We start from the raw sequence: 17,707 nt of genomic DNA, 5'->3' as shown, positions 1-17,707 counted from the left end.
TGTGAGGCATCAATGAACTAAGGTGGAAACACGTAAGGTAACTTTCGTCCTTTGGATGAAAGCTTTTTTTGTATAAAGCGATGCATGCTATCCCCATCTAGATGCATACGGATAGAAAGATAGCAAGGGAGGAACAAACATGAAAAAATTTGCCATACCAGAAGGGACAAGAGATTTGATTTTAGGTGAATGCAGTGTAAAAAAAGCATTGCAGAAGGAAATCGAGGCTGTATTTGATAGTTACGGCTATAAAGAAATCATTACTCCATCTATTGAATTTTACCAAACATATCAGGTTGGATTTGATAACGTAAAAGATGAGTCGATGTATAAATTCTTTGATCATAATGGTCGTATTTTAACACTTCGCATGGATATGACCGTACCGATCGTTCGTGTTGCCACAACGCGTTTTAAGGATCAAAAGCCGCCGTTTCGTTTTCAGTATTGCGCGAACGTTTATAAAGTAAAGGAGTCTTTTGCCGGTAAGCGCAATGAAGTAACCGATTGTGGTATTGAATTGTTGGGACAGAGTGCCGAAGAAAGTGATCTGGAAATTCTTGTTTGTGCATGTGAAGTCATGGAGAAACTGAAACAAGATGCATATACCTTAGAATTAGGCAATATCAATTTTTTCCATAGCGCATGCAGCGATTTACATTTAGATGAAGAAGATATAAAAACACTGGCTGATTTGATTGATCGTAAAAGCATGAGTGAATTGAGTTCTTTTTTAGAATCTTTAGCGCTGAGTGAGGAAGTACAGACTTTCTTTCTACAGCTGCCATGGTTGTGTGGGGATGTAGAGGTGTTAAAAGAAGCATTGCCTTATTGTTTTCATCCCAAGCTTAGAGCCATCATTGCCGGTTTGAAGGAGTTATATGATCAATTAAAAGAATTAGGTTATGAAAAACATATTACCTTTGATTTAGGTAAAGTACCACATTTGAATTATTACAGCGGTTTATTATTTGAAGGCTTTGTGGAAGGCATTGGAACCAGTGTTTTAAGCGGAGGACGTTATGACACCTTGGCAGAAAAATTCGGCAGTCCGATGCCGGCAATTGGCTTTTCCGTAAAATTAGATTATGTATTACCAGTCTTGGAAAAAGTAGCGACGAAGCAGCCAAGTGTTAGGTTATGTTATCCAATGAAGGCAAAAGTAAAAGCTTTGCAAAAGGCGAAAGAACTGCGCAAGGACCATATCGTGGAATTGTTGCAGGATGAGGCGTATGAGGATGTCTGTGTGATTAAGGAGGATGTACGATGAGCATTGCGATTGCATTAACCAAAGGAAGATTAGAGAAAGAAACCATCAAACTGTTGGAAAAAAGCGGTTATGGGATAGAAAGTGTGAAAAATAAAGGCAGACAGCTGGTTTTTCAGGATTCGCAAAAAGATGTGCAGTATTTCCTTGTGAAAGCAAATGATTGTATCACGTATGTTCAGCATGGCGTTGCAGATATTGGCGTAGTTGGGAAAGATACGCTGTTAGAAGGCGATAAGGATTATTATGAGATGCTGGATCTGGGAATCGGAAAATGTAAGTTTATCGTTGCCGGATTACAAGGAAAAAGTCCTTTTGATAAAGTTGGACATGTCAAGATCGGCACCAAATATCCTAATATCGCAAAGAAGTATTTCTTAGCGAAGGGCATGGATGTGGAACTGATTAAGATTGATGGCAGTGTGGAATTGGCACCGCTTTTAGGACTCTGCGATGGTATTGTCGATATTATGGAAACCGGTACGACGTTAAAAGAAAATGGACTTGTGGTATTTGATACGGTATGTGAAATCAGTGCCAGAGTGATTGTGAATAAAGCTAGCTTTAAATTAAAGCGAAAAGAAATTTCACAAGTATTAGAGGATTTAAAAGAAAGCTTGGGTGAGAATGATGTTACGACAAATTGATCCAAACGATCACGAAAAATTACGAGAATACTTAGATAGCCGCAGTGAGGATATCAGCACGGAAGTAATCTTAAAGGTTACGGAAATATTACATGCGGTGAAAAAGGAAAAAGATGCGGCCATCAGGCGTTATACCAAACAGTTTGATGGCATTGATTTAGAAGATTACAGAGTAAGGGAAGAAGAAATCAATGAAGCGGCTGCCCAAGCAGATCCAAAATTTGTGGAAAGCATGAGGCAGGCAAAAGCGAATATTGAATATTTCCACAATGCACAGAAGCAGCATGGCTATCTGCTTGAAAAAGCTAAGGGCATTTATTTGGGACAGCGTGTCTTGCCTCTGGATAGTGTGGGCATCTATGTTCCCGGAGGCCGGGCGCAATATCCTTCTAGCGTTTTAATGAACGCCATTCCCGCACGTATTGCCGGAGTAAAGCGAATTGTCATGATTACACCACCATCCAAGATGGGAACTTTACATCCTAATATTGCCGCAGCCGCAAAATTAGCAGGAGTGACAGAAATCTATAAGGTTGGCGGTGCTCAGGGCATTGCCGCATTAGCTTATGGAACAGAAACCATCGCAAAAGTGGATAAAATTGTTGGCCCCGGTAATATCTTTGTGGCAGCAGCTAAAAAACTAGTTTATGGCAAAGTGGATATTGATATGATTGCCGGTCCTAGTGAAATCTTAGTCATCGCGGATGCGGATGCTAATCCAGCTTATGTAGCAGCTGATTTGTTATCTCAGGCAGAGCATGATCCAATGGCCAGTGCAATCTTAGTGACAACATCTTCAAAACTATTGGAGAATGTGAATAAAGAGTTAGTCAAGCAAACTGCTGTCTTGCCGAAACGCGAAATTGTTGAGCAATCCTTAAAAAATTATGGTACAGCGATTTGTTGTGCAAGCTTATCTGCATGTGTGGAAATTGCCAATGCCATCGCCCCGGAACATTTAGAGCTAATGGTAAAGCAGCCCATGCAACTGCTTCATGAAGTGCGTCATGCCGGCAGTGTGTTCTTAGGCTATTACACTTGTGAAAGTGTTGGAGATTATTACGGTGGTACCAATCATGTCTTGCCTACCAGTGGTACTGCTCGCTTCTCAAGTGCCTTAGGGGTAGATAGTTTTATTAAGAAGAGCAGTTATTTACAATATAGTGAAGAAGCTATTCAGGCATATGGCGATAATATTATTTGTATGGCACAACAGGAAGATCTGGATGCGCATGCCAATGCCGTGAAGGTGAGGTTGAAGAAATGAAACAGGTAGAAACCTATGCACCTCCTAAAGAGAATGGCAAGATCATGTTGAATGCAAATGAATTGTATTGTGATCTTGATGAAGCATTGCGTAAGGAAGTGTTATATGAACTCAGCAAACTTTCCTTTCATCGCTATCCGGATGAAACAAGCAAAGAGCTGATTGAAGCGTATGCCAAAGTTATGGAACTGGATGCTGCTTGTATATTGGCTGGTAATGGCAGTGATGAAATGCTTGGGTTTCTGATTCAGTATTTCCTGGGGAAAGATAAGAAACTATATACCTTACAACCGGATTTCTCCATGTATGATTATTATGCCGGCATGCAAGAAACGCAGGTAGTCAAGTTTGTGACTGATGCGGATGGTCGTTTTGATGTCGATGCTTTCATTGAACAAGGGCGTGAACAGCGCGTGGATATGATCTTATTTTCAAATCCTAACAATCCCAGCGGACATGCCCTGTCCAATCAAGAACTGTTAAAGATTGTCGATGCTTTTCCTTGTATACCGGTTGTCATTGATGAAGCATATGCGGAATTTGCACGTGACAGCATGCTTAAGGAAACAAGCAATTATACCAATCTGTATGTAACTCGTACATTATCCAAGGCCTATGGCTTAGCTGGTGTGCGCTTAGGCTTTTTGATTGGTAATAAAGCGATGATGCAAACCTTGCGGCCACATATTGTGCCTTATAATATATCAAGCGTTGATCAGAAGATAGGGGCAGTTGTATTGCGCCATGCTTCACGATATCAACCATTGATACAATCGATTTGTGAAGAACGTGATAAGCTCTATCAAGCATTAGCAAATCTGCAAACTATCACCTTTTATCCTTCACAGGCCAATTATTTATATGGCCGCAGTCAGCGCAAACAGGCAATGTTAAAACGTTTGCAGGAACATGGCATCGTAATACGAAATTATGCGAATGATGATAGTTTTCGTATCACTATTGGCAGTAAAGAAGAAAATGCATGCATAAAAGATTTGCTAGTAGCATTTGATAAGGAGGATACCTATGAGATTGGCTGAAGAAGTACGGACAACAAAAGAAACAAACATTCAATGTAAGGTCAACTTGGATGGCAGCGGACAGGCTGCTGTTGCCACCGGTATTGGCTTCTTTGATCATATGTTGACATTGCTTGCGTTTCACTCTGGTTTTGATATTACCATGCAAGCAAAAGGAGATTTAGAAGTATGTGATCATCATACCGTTGAAGATTGCGGTATCATCTTAGGCAGCTGTGTAAAGCAGGCGCTAAAGGATAAACGAGGAATAGCGCGCTATGGCTCTATGAATCTGCCCATGGATGAAACCTTGGCGAATGTTAGCTTGGATATCAGCGGCCGCAGTTATCTGGTATACCATTGTGAATTAAAACGCGATACGATTGGCACTTTCTCATGTGAAATGGTAGAAGAATTCTTACGTGCTTTTGCATTTCAGGCAGGAATTACCTTACATGTGAATGTTTTCTATGGAACCAATGATCATCATAAGGTAGAAGCGATCTTTAAAGCCTTAGGACGCGCATTAGGGCAAGCTACACAGGTCATAGGGGATGCTTTGCCTAGTACAAAGGGGATGTTAGAATGATTGCCATCATTGATTATGGCATGGGCAATTTGCATAGTGTAGAAAACGCTTTGCATCATTTGAACGCTGCCTGCATCATTACCAATCAAGCAGCCCAAATACAACAAGCAGATAAATTGGTTTTACCGGGTGTGGGAGCTTTTCCCGATTGTATGAAACATTTAGAAGAATTAGGCTTATTGCCTGTACTACAAGAAGAAGTGCTGCAGAAAAAGAAACCATTATTGGGAATCTGCCTTGGTATGCAGGCGTTGTTTGAAGATAGTTATGAAGGTACGTACACAAAAGGTTTAGGCTTTTTACAAGGCAGTATCGTAAAAATGCAAGATCCGAATGTAAAGATTCCACATATCGGCTGGAATCTGTTAGAACCAATGCAAAAGGCTTCCGTTTTCGATAAGCTGAGTCAAGCTCCTTTTGTTTATTACGTGCATTCTTATTATGCACAGAACTATCGCCCTGAAGATATCTTAGGATATTCCAGCTATGGCAGCTTAAAGATACCGGGACTTGTACGTAAAGATAATATCTTAGGAGCACAGTTTCACCCGGAAAAAAGCGGAGAAGATGGATTGAACATATTACGTTGGTTCAAGGAGGAATTTGCATGATCATTTTACCAGCAATTGATATCATTGAACAAAAGCCTGTGCGCTTGTATCAAGGGGATTATAACAAGCAGGAACAGGTCGGAAACAATATTTTAGATCTCGCAAAAGCCTTTGAAAAAGAAGGTGCCCAATACTTGCATATGGTGGATTTAGATGGTGCTAAGAAGGGAGAAAAGTGTAATCAGCAACCGATTTGTGAGGTCGCTGCTTCCTTACATATCCCGGTAGAAGTCGGCGGTGGTATTCGCAGCATGGAGGATGTGGCATATTATTTGGAGCATGGTGTAGAGCGCGTTATTTTAGGTACTGCTGCTATTGAAGATCGCACTTTCCTAAAACAAGCCATTAAGCGCTATCAAGCACATATCGCGGTTGGTATTGACTGTCGTGATGGTTATGTATGTGGCAGAGGATGGTTAAGTGAATCAAAGCTTTACTACCTGACATTTGCAAAAGAAATGCAAGCGTTAGGAGTAAAAACGATTATTGTAACCGATATTGCCAAGGATGGAACCATGATGGGACCTAATCTGGAAATGTTAAAGAAGTTAAAGGAAAGTGTTTCTATTAACGTCATTGCCTCTGGAGGAATCAAGGATATCACCCATATTCAGGCCTTAAAAGAATTGGGTATATATGGTGCCATCACCGGAAAGGCGATGTATGCCAAAACCTTATCACTACCAGAGGCATTAACCCTTTGTAAGGAGGAATAGCTATGCATACAAAACGTATCATCCCCTGTTTGGATGTCAAGGATGGCCGTGTGGTAAAGGGCATTAATTTTGTCGGATTAAAGGAAGTCGGTGATCCTGTAGAATTAGCAAAATCCTATTATGAACAAGGTGCGGATGAATTAGTATTTCTTGATATTACTGCGACCCATGAACAGCGTGATACCATGGTGCAAGTGGTAGAAAAAGTCGCCAGTGCTATTTTTATTCCCTTCACGGTTGGCGGCGGTATTCGCAGTGTTGAGGATATTCGCAAGATGTTATTAGCAGGTGCTGATAAAGTTTCTTTGAATTCAGCAGCCGTGAAGAATCCCAAGCTGATTCAGGAGGGAGCTGCCATTTTCGGCAATCAGTGTATCGTCTTAGCGGTTGATGGAAAGAAACGCCAAGATGGTAGTGGCTGGAATGTATATGTCAATGGCGGTCGAGTAGATACCGGCTTGGATCTTTTAACATGGGTCAAGCAGGCAGTAGAATTGGGAGCAGGGGAAATTTTATTAACCAGTATGGATGCCGATGGTACAAAGCAAGGCTTTGATATAGCGCTGTGTAAGGCGGTTCGGGATATCGTTGATGTTCCGGTGATTGCATCCGGTGGTTGTGGCAGCTTACAGCATTTTGCCGAAGTTTTTGATGAAGATGCCGCAGATGCCGCATTGGCTGCCAGCATGTTTCATTATGGTGAAGTGAGTGTGCCTCAGGTCAAGCATTATCTAAAAGAGAGAGGAATTGCGGTGCGTTTATGATAGAGATTGATTTTGCGAAAGGCAATGGCTTAGTACCGGTCATCGTACAGGATGTTACGACTAAAGAAGTGTTGATGCTGGCCTATATGAATGAAGAAAGTTTGCAAAAAACAATAACAAGCGGTTTTGCTACGTATTGGAGTCGCTCCCGTCAGGAACTATGGCTAAAAGGTGAAACTAGCGGACATTACCAACATGTGAAAGATATTCGTGTGGATTGTGACAACGATACATTACTGTTACTTGTAGAACAGACAGGGGCAGCTTGTCATACCGGTCATTACAGCTGTTTTTATCGGAATGTAGAAGGAGAAGAGCTATGAAAGAGTTAGATGTCTTATATGAAACCATAAAAGAGCGTAAAGCGCATGGAGAAGAAGGGTCTTATACCAGCTATTTATTTAACAAGGGAACTGAAAAAATTCTGAAAAAGGTTGGTGAGGAGTGCAGTGAGGTAATCATTGCGACGCTTGCGCAACAAAAAGAAGATAAGATCAATGAACTTAGTGATTTATTGTATCATCTGTTAGTATTGATGGTCGATCAGGATATCACCTTAGAAGAAGTGAATGAAGAATTGGCAAAAAGAAGCCAAAAGACACATAATTTAAAGGCAGAACGTAAACCAATCGAGAAACTGTAAGCGCAGTTTCTTTTTTGTCTCTGCAACATAGAGGCATTAATTTTTTCTTAATCGCATAGTGAATTGAATAGTGTCTGAATAAAAATATCATAAACATGAGAATGTGATATAATAATGCCAAGGATAGAAAGAGGCGCATTACTATGAAAAAGGTAACAAAATCTTTGGGACCATCATCATGTATACGATGAAAAGTCTGGCATTGCCTTCAAACTTTGTGATATTTGCTCTTTTCTTCGTCTTTATCCCGGTGTTATTCTTTCTATGCGATTATCTTTCCTTGTGGAAAACCAAAAAGCAGCCAAACTAAATAGAAAATGGAGGAAGTTCTATGAATTTTAAAATTGAAAATTGGAAATTATTAGTGTTATCAATCTTTTATCTGATATTTTCTGTCTTATCCTACAGTATTTCAAAGGAACAGTATTTAAATTTCTTTATGATTGCCGGTATCATTGTCGCCCTTGTCGGGTTGTTTCAAATACTGGTGTATTTCTTTAAGAAAGATTATTTAAAGCCAAATGAATTCAGTTTTTCATTCGGCGTCTTGTATTTGTTGGCCGGTGTGATAGTCGCATGTAAGCCAAGTGTGATCGTAGATAATTATCCTATCGTATTAAGTGGTTTGGTTGTCTTAGACAGTACGTTGCGTTTACAATATTCCATGAATTTATTCCGCCTGCAAGATGCACAATGGAAGGTGAACTTAGGATTTGCTATTGCACCTTTGCTCATTGGTATGGTTTTGATCTTAGTGAACATGGAGGATAAACTCTTACATAATTGTTTCAGCTTTTTATTGATTCTGGATGCGATTGCAAACTTTTATACAATCTTATACTATAAACGCATCGTACGCCGGTATGGAAGAAATGGTGAACAAATTTTGGATATTGCCAGTGATGAGGCTAAACAACAGGAACAGATAGATGGTAATGATGTCATCGTCAAATAAACAAGTGCTATTCTTTTTTAGGATAGCATTTTCTTTTCCTGCTTTTTATTAGTTTATCACGTTAATTCGTATTATTTCTTATAAATCATGGTATAATGCTGATAGAAAAGGAAACTACCAGAAAGGAAATAGGTATTGTTAAACATGACTTCGGCGAGGAGTCATTACAATATACCAGGTGATATCATGTTTGTAGAGGAACGTCAATCACTCATCTTAGAAGAGTTGCATGAAAAAGGAAAAGTGCGTGTAAAAGAACTAAGCGAACGGTTTCAAGTAAGTGAAGATCTGATTCGTAAGGACTTAACAGCATTAGAAGAAAAAGGGCAACTAAAAAAAGCCTATGGCGGGGCAGTCATGGTAAAAGAAAATGTGCATCGCAAGATTGCGGCACAGCGCAAACATGTGCATACTGCAGAAAAGCAGCGGATTGCAGAAAAAGCTATGTCGATGATCCAGGATGGCGATATCATTTTTTTAGATATTTCTACAGTTAATATAGAGCTTGCGAAATTATTGAATAATGGAACGAAGAAAATAACTATTGTGACGAACATGTTGGATGTTATGAACCTTCTGGTAAAAAGTGATATGAGCGTCATTTTCATTGGCGGTGAATTGGATTATGGCAGGGATGGTTTCATTGGTAGCCTGGCTATGGAGATGGTGAAAAATTTTCGCTTTGATAAAGCATTCATGGGGGTTGTTGGTGTGGACGTACATGAGAATGCGGTAATGACTTATATGGCAAACGATGGTATGATGAAGAAGGCGATCATTAAGCGCAGCCGCAATTCCTATATGATGTGTGAGGAAGAGAAATTCACCCAGTTAGGAAATTATACCTATGCGGAATTGGAAGACTTTACCGGAGTGATTACGAATCAACAACCAGCAAAAGACGTATGTAAGGCATTCGCAGAACATGATCTTCAGCTTTACTATGCATAAGATAGAGAAGAAGCTTTCTGTCAGAGAGCTTTTTTATTGTAGAAAAACAATAAAAAGTAATAAAAAGTAATAAAGAAATGATTGACAATAAGAAAAATTATACTATAATGAAGGCATAAGGAGGATGTGTGAATGAATCTGAAGGAAAACAACAGAATTACGACGTTAAATGAAAAAATGCTTCATCAGCCTCGTTATGTCAGCATTGAACAGGCACTGATCATTACGCAGACATATAAGGAACATGAGCAAGAACCTATCATCATGAAACGTGCACATGCTTTGTACAATGCGTTATGTCAATTGGAAATCGGCGTAGAACAGGAAGAATTAATAGTCGGGAATCGTACCAAGGGTGTACGATACGGGGTTGTTTTTCCGGAAAGCGGGATTTCCTGGGTAGATCGAGAATTAGAAACGATATCCACTAGACCACAGGATAAGTTTCATGTACGCCCTGAGGATATCAAAACATTTCGTGAGGTTATCGTTCCCTATTGGCGAGGAAAAAGTTTAGAGGATGTAGTCAAACAACGCTGTGGAGATGAAATATCCGCAATTGGCAAGGTCGTAAAAATCAATCAGACAGACCATGCCCAGGGGCATATTTGTCCCAATGTCAAAGAGTGGTTGGAAAAGGGGCCGAGCGGTTTATTAGAGGAGGCAAAACAGCAATTGGCTGTTTGCAAGGAAGAACAAAAAGTTTTTTATGAGGCTGTGATCTTAGTCATGGAAGGCGTAAAGAAATTCTATATGCGCTATCATGATCTATTAGTATCAAGTGCATCAACTGCTGATGAAATATATCGCTCACATATGCTTGAAGTTGCGCGGATTTGTAAGAAATTGAGCGAAAAACCTGCTGAATCTTTCCATGAGGCCGTTCAATCTGTTTGGATGCTGTTTGTGGTTTTGCATATGGAAAGCAATGCTAGTAGCTTTTCTCCGGGACGTTTGGATAAAACACTGTATCCATACTATGAAAAAGATATAAAACAAGGACGATTAGATAAAGAGAAAGCTTTGGAAATTATTGAATGTTTATGGCTGAAATTTAATGAGATTGTGTATTTGCGCAATCAACACAGCGCAAAATATTTTGCCGGTTTTCCGATTGGCTTCAATATTGCGATTGGTGGTGTAGATGCCCAGGGAAAGGATTATGTAAATGATCTTTCTCATCTATTCTTAGATGCACAAGAAGATTTAGGCTTACCTCAGCCTAATCTATCGGTACGCTTGCATACCCATACTTCAGATGAACTCTTGCATCATGCCATTCGCGTTGTGGCAAAAGGCAGTGGCATGCCGCAATTCTTTAATGATCAGGCAATTATACAAGAAATGGAGAAACTTGGTATTTCTCATGAGGATGCTATGGATTATGCCATAGTCGGCTGTGTGGAATTAACGACACAGGGCAATAATCTGGGGTGGAGCGATGCGGCAATGTTCAATATGAATAAAGTATTGGAATTGACCTTGCATCATGGCATTGATGTATTAACCGGTAAACAGATGGGTCCTGATTATGGTTCGCTAAGCACTTATCAAAGCTTTGAAGAATTAGAAGCGGCTTTTGAAAAGATGCTGTATCATTTTGAAGATCGCATGATTCCTTGTTGTGAACAGGTGGAAAAAGGACATATCGATATTCTTCCAACACCTTTTTTGTCCAGTGTTATTGATGATTGCATGAAGCAAGGCATGGATGTTACCGCCGGTGGTGCACATTATAATTTATCCGGTATTCAGATGATTCAGATAGCGAATTTGGCAGATTCTTTAGCAGCTATCAAACAGCTAGTCTTTGAAGAAAAACGCCTTTTGGCTAAGGATTTGGAAAATGCACTATATAACAACTTTGAAGGACAGGAAGTCATGCGCCAGATGTTATTGAATCGTGTACCGAAATATGGCAATGATGTTGCTTGGGTTGATGAACTCGGTATCAAATGGGCCAGAAAGTTTCGTGAGCGCCTGCGCTCTTATACGAATTATCGTAAAGGACCTTATCATAGCGGAATGTATACGGTCAGTGCGCATGTGCCGATGGGAGAAAATGTCGGTGCCAGTGCGGATGGACGCTTATCTATGACACCTTTAGCCGATGGTGGAATGTCTGCGGTCTATGGCAGAGATTTGAAAGGCCCTACTGCTGTGCTGAAATCTGTATCTCGTATCGATAACAATTTAACAAGCAATGGCGGCTTATTAAATATGAAATTCTTACCGGACTTCTTTAAGACAGACACCGGTATTCAAAAATTTGCGAATTTCTTGCGCTCCTTTGTAGCGTTAGAAATCCCACATGTACAATTCAATGTGGTGCGAAAAGAAGATTTACTGGCCGCGCAGAAACATCCGGAACAATATAGTTCTTTGACCGTGCGTGTGGCTGGCTATACGGCATATTTTACCGAATTGGCAGGTGAGCTGCAAAATGAAATCATTGCGCGAACAAGCTATGACAACGTCTGAATGTCGAGGCAATGTGTTTGATATCAAACGCTTTGCGACACATGATGGGAAGGGCATTCGGACAACGCTGTTTTTAAAGGGATGTCCCTTACGCTGTGTCTGGTGCCAAAATCCAGAAGGCTTAAAAAAAGAGCCGCAAGTCTTATATATGGAAAACAAATGTTTGCATTGCGGCAGTTGTGTACAATGCGCCAAGCATGGCGGTGTCACCATAAAGCAGCAGCATGTGTGCCTACAGCGAGAAGCGCAAGAAGATTGGGAACGCATTGTTGATGCCTGCCCTACCCGTGCGATGCAGTTTGATAGTCGCAGTTATACGGTAGAAGAAGTGATGGAAGAGCTATTAAAAGATGAAGTCTTTTTTCAAAGGGAAGGCGGTATTACAATTTCCGGTGGAGAACCTTTCTTACAGCACGAATTTTTGATTGAGATTTTAAAAGAATGTAAGAAAAAGCAGCTGCATACGGCAATTGAATCTTCCTTTTATACAAATTGGGAAATCATCCAACAGGCATTGCCATATCTTGATCAGATTTACGTGGATTTGAAAGTATTTGACAGTGCTTTGCACAAAAGCTATACTGGTGTTGACAATAAGCAAATTAAAGAAAACATCGCCTTTCTGTTACAGAGTGAGAAAAAAGATGTTGTAACCATACGTACACCATTGATTCCTAAACTTACCGCTACACCAGACAACATTGCGGCTATTTCCACCTTTATCAGCAATTGCTATTCCAAGGTGCGCTATGAACTGTTAAATTACAATCCATTAGCAAAAGCCAAATATAGCTATCTGGATATGGAATATTGTTTTGATGAAAATCCTAAGCTGTATACAAATGAACAAATGGAACAATTTTATGCCATTGCCCAAACCCATGGCATCCAACAATTTATTAAGGAATAAGGAGAGAAAATAACATGAAAATTTTAGTAGATAACGCAGATCTTAAGGAGATTAAAAAGATTTATGAGGTATATCCAGTAGATGGGGTCACTTGCAATCCTACCATTTTGAAAAAGACTGGACGCAATCCATTTGAGGTATTGAAAGAAATTCGTGCTTTCATTGGGAAAGATGCGGATTTACATGTACAAGTCATTTCCGCCAAAGCAGAGGATATGGTGGTAGAGGCGCATAAGATTCAGGAAGTGCTTGGGGAAAATACCTTTATTAAAGTGCCGGTGGTACCGGAAGGCTTAAAGGCAATTCGTCTGTTGGCCAAAGAAGGTGCAAATGTAACAGGAACAGCTATTTATAATCAAATGCAGGGATATTTGGCAGGGAAAGCCGGTGCTGCCTATGTAGCACCATATGTCAATCGTATTGATAATCTTGGCAGCAATGGTATTCAGGTTGCTAAAGATATTCATGATATGCTGAAGAAGGCCGGTTTAAAAACAGAATTACTAGCCGCAAGCTTTAAAAATTCCCAACAGGTGCTGGAATTGGCGAAGTATGGGTTAGGAGCTAGTACGATTGCTCCGGATGTTATTGAAGGCTTGATTAAAGTAGATGCCGCAAGAATTGCTGTTGATGTCTTTACAAAAGACTTTGAAGCATTGTGTGGAGAAGACAGTACGATGCTGGATGCGGCTAAATAAAAAGATAAGAAAAATACCTACTGTGTAACCAATATGGCAGTAGGTATTTTTTATCTAAAGTTATTTATAAATCATCGTTTTGTTCATGCGTATCTTTTGAATAGGTTTTTCCATCAACGCTAATTTCTGTATCAAACGTGATGTGGGAAACTCCGTAGGAGGGATAGGTTTGTACCAAAGCATCTGGGAAACTGTTTCCTGCTTGATACGTAGTGAACTCACGGTAAGGATAAACGAATGCATCATTGCGATATAGGATGTCTATATGCAATAGGCACTTTTCCTGATAGGGCGAGTTGTATTGCATGATAAAATAACTCTTACGTTTGTTTCCTTTTTTGAAAGAGAAGGATTCATCATCATAAATTTCACTGGCATAATGGTATTTGTTCTCTTGATAGAGCTGTACATACTTAACCATGGTGTTATCTTCTTCCAGTTTCTGCATCGTCAATTGTGCTTTCATCATGGCAGTATGTGTCGTTGGCAACTGATTCCAATCGATGAATCCTAAGATTATGATCGCACCATCCGTACTTCTAGCAGTCACACTGGTGAAAGGAAATGCAGGCAGCTCATCATAATGGATTTTTGTGGTTTTTACTTTGAAGTTCGTTGCCGTATTCAGAACAAGGGCATCTTCATTGCATAATTCTGCAGCAATAGCTTGTGGCATGCCTTTCTTGATTAGCGCTTTTTGTACTTGGGTAGAAGCTGGTGTTACTTCTTCATAGGACACGGTTTCATAGGTCATAAACATTTTGGTCATTCCATACACCCCAATGGCGAGAACGCTTGTGTAAATAAGAGCGATGGCGAAAAAGGATACATGAGGTTGTTCTGTTTCTATTTGGATATCGGCGTTCAATAATTGATGAATGGAGTGAAACAGCTGATATGCTATATAAATAAGCAATCCCAATCCTATGATGATGGCAATAATTCCAAATAGAAGAAAGAAATAACTTAGTAATACGAAAAGGATATAGAGCAGATAAGCAATCCGTACGTTCTTCATAGGGTAGCGTTGTGTTAGCTGCGCATCGATATAAAGTGATTCTATCGCCTTTGAAAACTGTTGGATAAAATATACTTGTAACGCGATGGATACGATGGATAGCAGTAAGATACCATCCATATAAGGAGTAGCAGCTATGCTTGTTTGTATTAGAAAGAGAATGGCCAATCCAATCTCGCTGAAAAAGGCATGCTGAAAGTATGCATTGTGTCTATGTAATGTCCATAGATGGTAGGTCATAAGACCTATACCGATCAATGGTAAAAAAACATCCAGATATGCAAATTGCACCGTAAACATCGTTAAGCATAAGCCTACAACAATGCGTCGCAGAATGTGTGTCGTATGTTGTTGATTTTCCATAATTTGATTCCCCCTTGCGCTTTATTGTAGCATATATGATTTTATTTCCATATATGGCTTAAGATATCTTAAGATGTCGCATAAAAAATCCCATAGCTGACTATGGGCGTATGTTTAATGGAACATATCTTTTTTCTTAAAGATAAAGGTGGCAATGACACAGGCAATAATGGCGACTAAGGTAGGGAACCACCATTGTGGAATTGGCAAACCTTCTACATTCATACCATAAAAACTGAAGATAATGTTTGGTATCGCCATGACGATGGTAATAACGGTTAATACTTTCATAACAATATTTAGGTTATTAGAGATGACGGAAGCGAAGGCATCCATCGTTCCTGATAGAATACCGGAATAAATATTACACATCTCGATTGCCTGATGGATTTCAATCATCACATCTTCTAGGATGTCCTGATCTTCTTCATATAGTTTGATCAGCTTTCCACGCATGATCTTATTGAGCGTAACTTCATCTGATTTTAAAGAAGTCGAGAAGTAAACAAGAGATTTTTCTAAGCCCAACATTTGAATCAATTCTTTATTTTTCATAGATTGGTGAAGATTACGTTCTGTTCTTGAAGATACGCGATCAATCTGACGCAGATAGATTAGGAAACGCTGTGAAATCTTCAACAGCAGCAATAATAAGAAACGCGTTTTAAGATCTGTATTCATCCCTTTAATACGACCTTTTGCCATATCTTCGATATTGAGATTATCATATAAAGAGATTGTTACGATACAACCCTTCATAATGATAACACCAAGTGGTAAGGTTGTATAAAGCAATGTATTTTCATCTGTATTTTCATCTTCATCAGCATTAGGATAATCGACAATGACAAGCGTTTGTCCTTCGTCTTCATCATGATCGATATGAGAACTTTCTTCTTCATCCAAACTCGCTTTGACGAATTCAGGGAGAACACCAATTTCTTGAATTAAATAATCACATTCTTCTTGGGTAGGCGCAATAGCGCTGATCCAGCATCCTTTTTCTGGTTTGTCGATTTTTTTGGTCATCGTGCCAAAAGTTTTGTAAAATTCAATCATACGTACCTCCTTTTTACAGGAGGCTGGTTTGTATACTGCCTCCTGTTATGTGTTTTCTTATCTTATTTTGACATGGGCTTTCCGGCTCTGGAGACATATACAACACCTTCTTTCTTCTTAGCTTGTTTATTATAGCACAGTTCGTTTCACTTGTGAGTGTCCTACATAACTTTTTTTATAATTTATATCCTATTTTAAAGGATAACCATGATAACCCAGCTGATTTCGTAATTTGTGTTTTCTTTTTCTATATGGTAAACTTAATAAAACAAAGCGATAAGCTAATTTGGAGGCGATATTTTCGATGGTGGATATTTCTGCTGTCGGCAACGGTAAAAGGATAACGAGAATAGGGCATAAGGATGAATCATCCATTTTTATGTTACCTAATTTTGTCCTTGCCGTTAGGATTTTTATGCTTGCGGCACAAGGAGTGCTGTTTTTTTATGTTTATTGAAAGGAATGAAAAAAATGCGAGAAATACGTTTATTAAACATGGATGAAAAAGCGGATATCAAAACTATCTTATTAGCGTTACCTGATTGGTTTGGTCTTCCGGATTCTTTAGAAAGTTATGTAGTAGAAAGTCAAAAGCTTACTGTCCTTGGTTGTTTTGAGGAAACAAAGCTGATTGGTTTTATCACCTTAAAGCCAACGAGCGAGAAAACTTTAGAACTGTATGTGCTCGGGATTTTGCCAACCTATCATCGTCAGGGAATTGGCAACACCATGATGCAAGCGGTAGTGGCCTATGCGAAGACGCATGGTTATTATTATCTTCAGGTGAAAACATTGGCACCTGAGGCGAAAGATGAATATTATTTAAGAACCTATGCCTTTTATCGTTCGCTTAATTTTGTGGATGTAGAGGTATTACCATTATGGGATGAATGGAATCCCTGTCAAATGATGATTTGTAAAACGGAAGAAGTTACTTGTAAATAGGAAAAAAGCATATGGCTAGCGTCATTTGACAGCAATCACATATGCTTTTTATTAGGATAATGAAAGTCTTTTAATAATAATAGATTTCGTTTTTTACTGCTTCGGCCTTTTCTTTACCTGCTAGCTTTTCAATGATAGCAAACGCAAAGTCAATTACAGCTGCTGCACTTCTTCCGGTGATCAGATTGCCATCCGTTACGGTATATTGATCTACATACGTGCCACCGAAATCTTCATTCATGCTAGTAAAGCAGGTGTAGTTTTTACCTTTTAAATACCCTTGACGGCCTAATATGGTCGGTGCTGCACAAATAGCGGCAACAACTTTATCTGCATCCATGAAGGTTTTTAAAATAGCCATGACGTTATCATTGGCTTCTAATATCTGATAATGTGGTCCTCCAGGGAAGAATAAAACGTCATATGCATTCGGATCGATCGTATCCAGATCTAACAGATTGCTCATCGTGATATGGAAACGTCCGCATGCTTCTTTTGCGGATACGGCACTGATATCCATGTCAATTCCTGCTCTTCTTAATAAAGCAATGGTTCCTACAGCTTCTAATTCTTCATAACCATCCGTTAAAATACATAACACTCTCATAAAAATGCCTCCTTTTTTCAACATCATTATACGCCTATTTTTCATCAAGTGGGCAGTAAATGCATCTTTTATCAAAGAAGCACAGAGTACTATCTATCTGATGCAGGATAAGCAAATTATTTTCAAGAAAGAAACAGGGATATGCATAGCATAAAAAGGTCGTAAGCTGCCATCACGTCATCATTTTTCGTTTCACA

The 17,707-nt window shown here is 39.4% G+C and carries 19 protein-coding genes and 1 other annotated feature (1 of these 20 running past the window's edge); of the genes, 16 read left to right on the top strand and 3 right to left on the bottom strand.

Translation table 11 applies throughout. From position 1 onward, the window contains the following. Nucleotides 1–55 (top strand) — a binding site (T-box leader); it begins 192 nt to the left of the window's first position. Nucleotides 56–139: 84 nt separating this feature from the next. The 15 genes from hisZ (at nt 140) to EDD61_RS05075 (ending at nt 13,518) form a co-directional block, all read left to right on the top strand. Then, nucleotides 140–1,270 (top strand): ATP phosphoribosyltransferase regulatory subunit, encoded by a 1,131-nt coding sequence (gene hisZ, locus EDD61_RS05145; RefSeq protein ID WP_008689617.1) that lies wholly within the window; start codon nt 140–142, stop codon nt 1,268–1,270. After that, on the top strand, nt 1,267–1,914 hold the full coding sequence (gene hisG, locus EDD61_RS05140) for an ATP phosphoribosyltransferase (protein ID WP_008689615.1): 648 nt from the start codon (nt 1,267–1,269) through the stop codon (nt 1,912–1,914). The genes hisZ and hisG overlap by 4 nt, the downstream gene beginning before the upstream one ends. After that, the gene (gene hisD / locus EDD61_RS05135; RefSeq protein WP_132224378.1) at nt 1,898–3,181 is read left to right on the top strand and encodes a histidinol dehydrogenase; all 1,284 of its coding nucleotides are present in this window, start codon (nt 1,898–1,900) and stop codon (nt 3,179–3,181) included. The genes hisG and hisD overlap by 17 nt, the downstream gene beginning before the upstream one ends. Beyond that, entirely contained in the window at nt 3,178–4,221 is a 1,044-nt protein-coding gene (gene hisC, locus EDD61_RS05130) for a histidinol-phosphate transaminase (RefSeq protein ID WP_132224376.1), read from the top strand. The genes hisD and hisC overlap by 4 nt, the downstream gene beginning before the upstream one ends. Then, nucleotides 4,208–4,789, top strand: a complete 582-nt coding sequence (gene hisB, locus EDD61_RS05125) for an imidazoleglycerol-phosphate dehydratase HisB (protein WP_132224374.1) — start codon at nt 4,208–4,210, stop codon at nt 4,787–4,789. The genes hisC and hisB overlap by 14 nt, the downstream gene beginning before the upstream one ends. Next, complete coding sequence (hisH, locus tag EDD61_RS05120; protein ID WP_132224372.1) at nt 4,786–5,400, top strand: imidazole glycerol phosphate synthase subunit HisH; 615 nt, start codon at nt 4,786–4,788, stop codon at nt 5,398–5,400. Before hisB ends, hisH begins: the two co-directional genes overlap by 4 nt. After that, the gene (hisA, locus tag EDD61_RS05115) at nt 5,397–6,116 is read left to right on the top strand and encodes a 1-(5-phosphoribosyl)-5-[(5-phosphoribosylamino)methylideneamino]imidazole-4-carboxamide isomerase (protein ID WP_132224370.1); all 720 of its coding nucleotides are present in this window, start codon (nt 5,397–5,399) and stop codon (nt 6,114–6,116) included. Before hisH ends, hisA begins: the two co-directional genes overlap by 4 nt. 2 nt (nt 6,117–6,118) lie before the next feature. After that, a complete protein-coding gene (gene hisF, locus EDD61_RS05110; protein WP_132224368.1) occupies nt 6,119–6,880 on the top strand; it encodes an imidazole glycerol phosphate synthase subunit HisF in 762 nt (253 codons plus the stop codon). Further along, nucleotides 6,877–7,203 carry a phosphoribosyl-AMP cyclohydrolase gene (gene hisI, locus EDD61_RS05105; RefSeq protein WP_008978782.1) on the top strand — a complete coding sequence of 109 codons (327 nt, stop codon included), beginning with the start codon at nt 6,877–6,879 and terminating at the stop codon, nt 7,201–7,203. The genes hisF and hisI overlap by 4 nt, the downstream gene beginning before the upstream one ends. Beyond that, complete coding sequence (gene hisE, locus EDD61_RS05100; RefSeq protein ID WP_008689607.1) at nt 7,200–7,523, top strand: phosphoribosyl-ATP diphosphatase; 324 nt, start codon at nt 7,200–7,202, stop codon at nt 7,521–7,523. The genes hisI and hisE overlap by 4 nt, the downstream gene beginning before the upstream one ends. Before the next feature lie 331 nt (nt 7,524–7,854). Next, nucleotides 7,855–8,478: a DUF308 domain-containing protein gene (locus EDD61_RS05095; protein ID WP_132224366.1), complete on the top strand. Its 624-nt coding sequence runs from the start codon at nt 7,855–7,857 to the stop codon at nt 8,476–8,478. A gap of 186 nt (nt 8,479–8,664) precedes the next feature. Next, a complete protein-coding gene (locus EDD61_RS05090) occupies nt 8,665–9,429 on the top strand; it encodes a DeoR/GlpR family DNA-binding transcription regulator (RefSeq protein ID WP_017144583.1) in 765 nt (254 codons plus the stop codon). 132 nt (nt 9,430–9,561) lie between these two features. After that, nucleotides 9,562–11,910 (top strand): glycyl radical protein, encoded by a 2,349-nt coding sequence (locus EDD61_RS05085; RefSeq protein WP_008689603.1) that lies wholly within the window; start codon nt 9,562–9,564, stop codon nt 11,908–11,910. Continuing rightward, complete coding sequence (locus EDD61_RS05080; protein ID WP_132224364.1) at nt 11,873–12,820, top strand: glycyl-radical enzyme activating protein; 948 nt, start codon at nt 11,873–11,875, stop codon at nt 12,818–12,820. The genes EDD61_RS05085 and EDD61_RS05080 overlap by 38 nt, the downstream gene beginning before the upstream one ends. Before the next feature lie 14 nt (nt 12,821–12,834). Continuing rightward, nucleotides 12,835–13,518 carry a transaldolase family protein gene (locus EDD61_RS05075; protein ID WP_008978777.1) on the top strand — a complete coding sequence of 228 codons (684 nt, stop codon included), beginning with the start codon at nt 12,835–12,837 and terminating at the stop codon, nt 13,516–13,518. Between the two features lie 64 nt (nt 13,519–13,582). Here the strand turns inward: EDD61_RS05075 and EDD61_RS05070 are convergent, their stop codons facing one another. Next, the gene (locus EDD61_RS05070; protein WP_132224362.1) at nt 13,583–14,899 is read right to left on the bottom strand and encodes a hypothetical protein; all 1,317 of its coding nucleotides are present in this window, start codon (nt 14,897–14,899) and stop codon (nt 13,583–13,585) included. A 114-nt stretch (nt 14,900–15,013) separates the two neighbouring features. Then, the gene (locus EDD61_RS05065; RefSeq protein ID WP_008689599.1) at nt 15,014–15,958 is read right to left on the bottom strand and encodes a magnesium transporter CorA family protein; all 945 of its coding nucleotides are present in this window, start codon (nt 15,956–15,958) and stop codon (nt 15,014–15,016) included. Nucleotides 15,959–16,429: 471 nt separating this feature from the next. Here EDD61_RS05065 and EDD61_RS05060 point away from each other — a divergent pair, with 471 nt between their 5' ends. Beyond that, nucleotides 16,430–16,903: a GNAT family N-acetyltransferase gene (locus EDD61_RS05060; RefSeq protein WP_008978775.1), complete on the top strand. Its 474-nt coding sequence runs from the start codon at nt 16,430–16,432 to the stop codon at nt 16,901–16,903. Between the two features lie 70 nt (nt 16,904–16,973). Here EDD61_RS05060 and EDD61_RS05055 read toward each other — a convergent pair whose 3' ends face one another. Continuing rightward, a complete protein-coding gene (locus EDD61_RS05055) occupies nt 16,974–17,510 on the bottom strand; it encodes a DJ-1/PfpI family protein (RefSeq protein WP_132224360.1) in 537 nt (178 codons plus the stop codon). Nucleotides 17,511–17,707: the final 197 nt, after the last annotated feature.

The organism is Longicatena caecimuris (assembly GCF_004341945.1).
In the GTDB taxonomy this organism is placed as follows: Bacteria; Bacillota_I; Bacilli_A; order Erysipelotrichales; family Erysipelotrichaceae; genus Longicatena; species Longicatena caecimuris.
The sequence above is the reverse complement of the archived record's forward strand: the minus strand, read 5'-3'. Positions and strand labels throughout refer to the sequence as shown.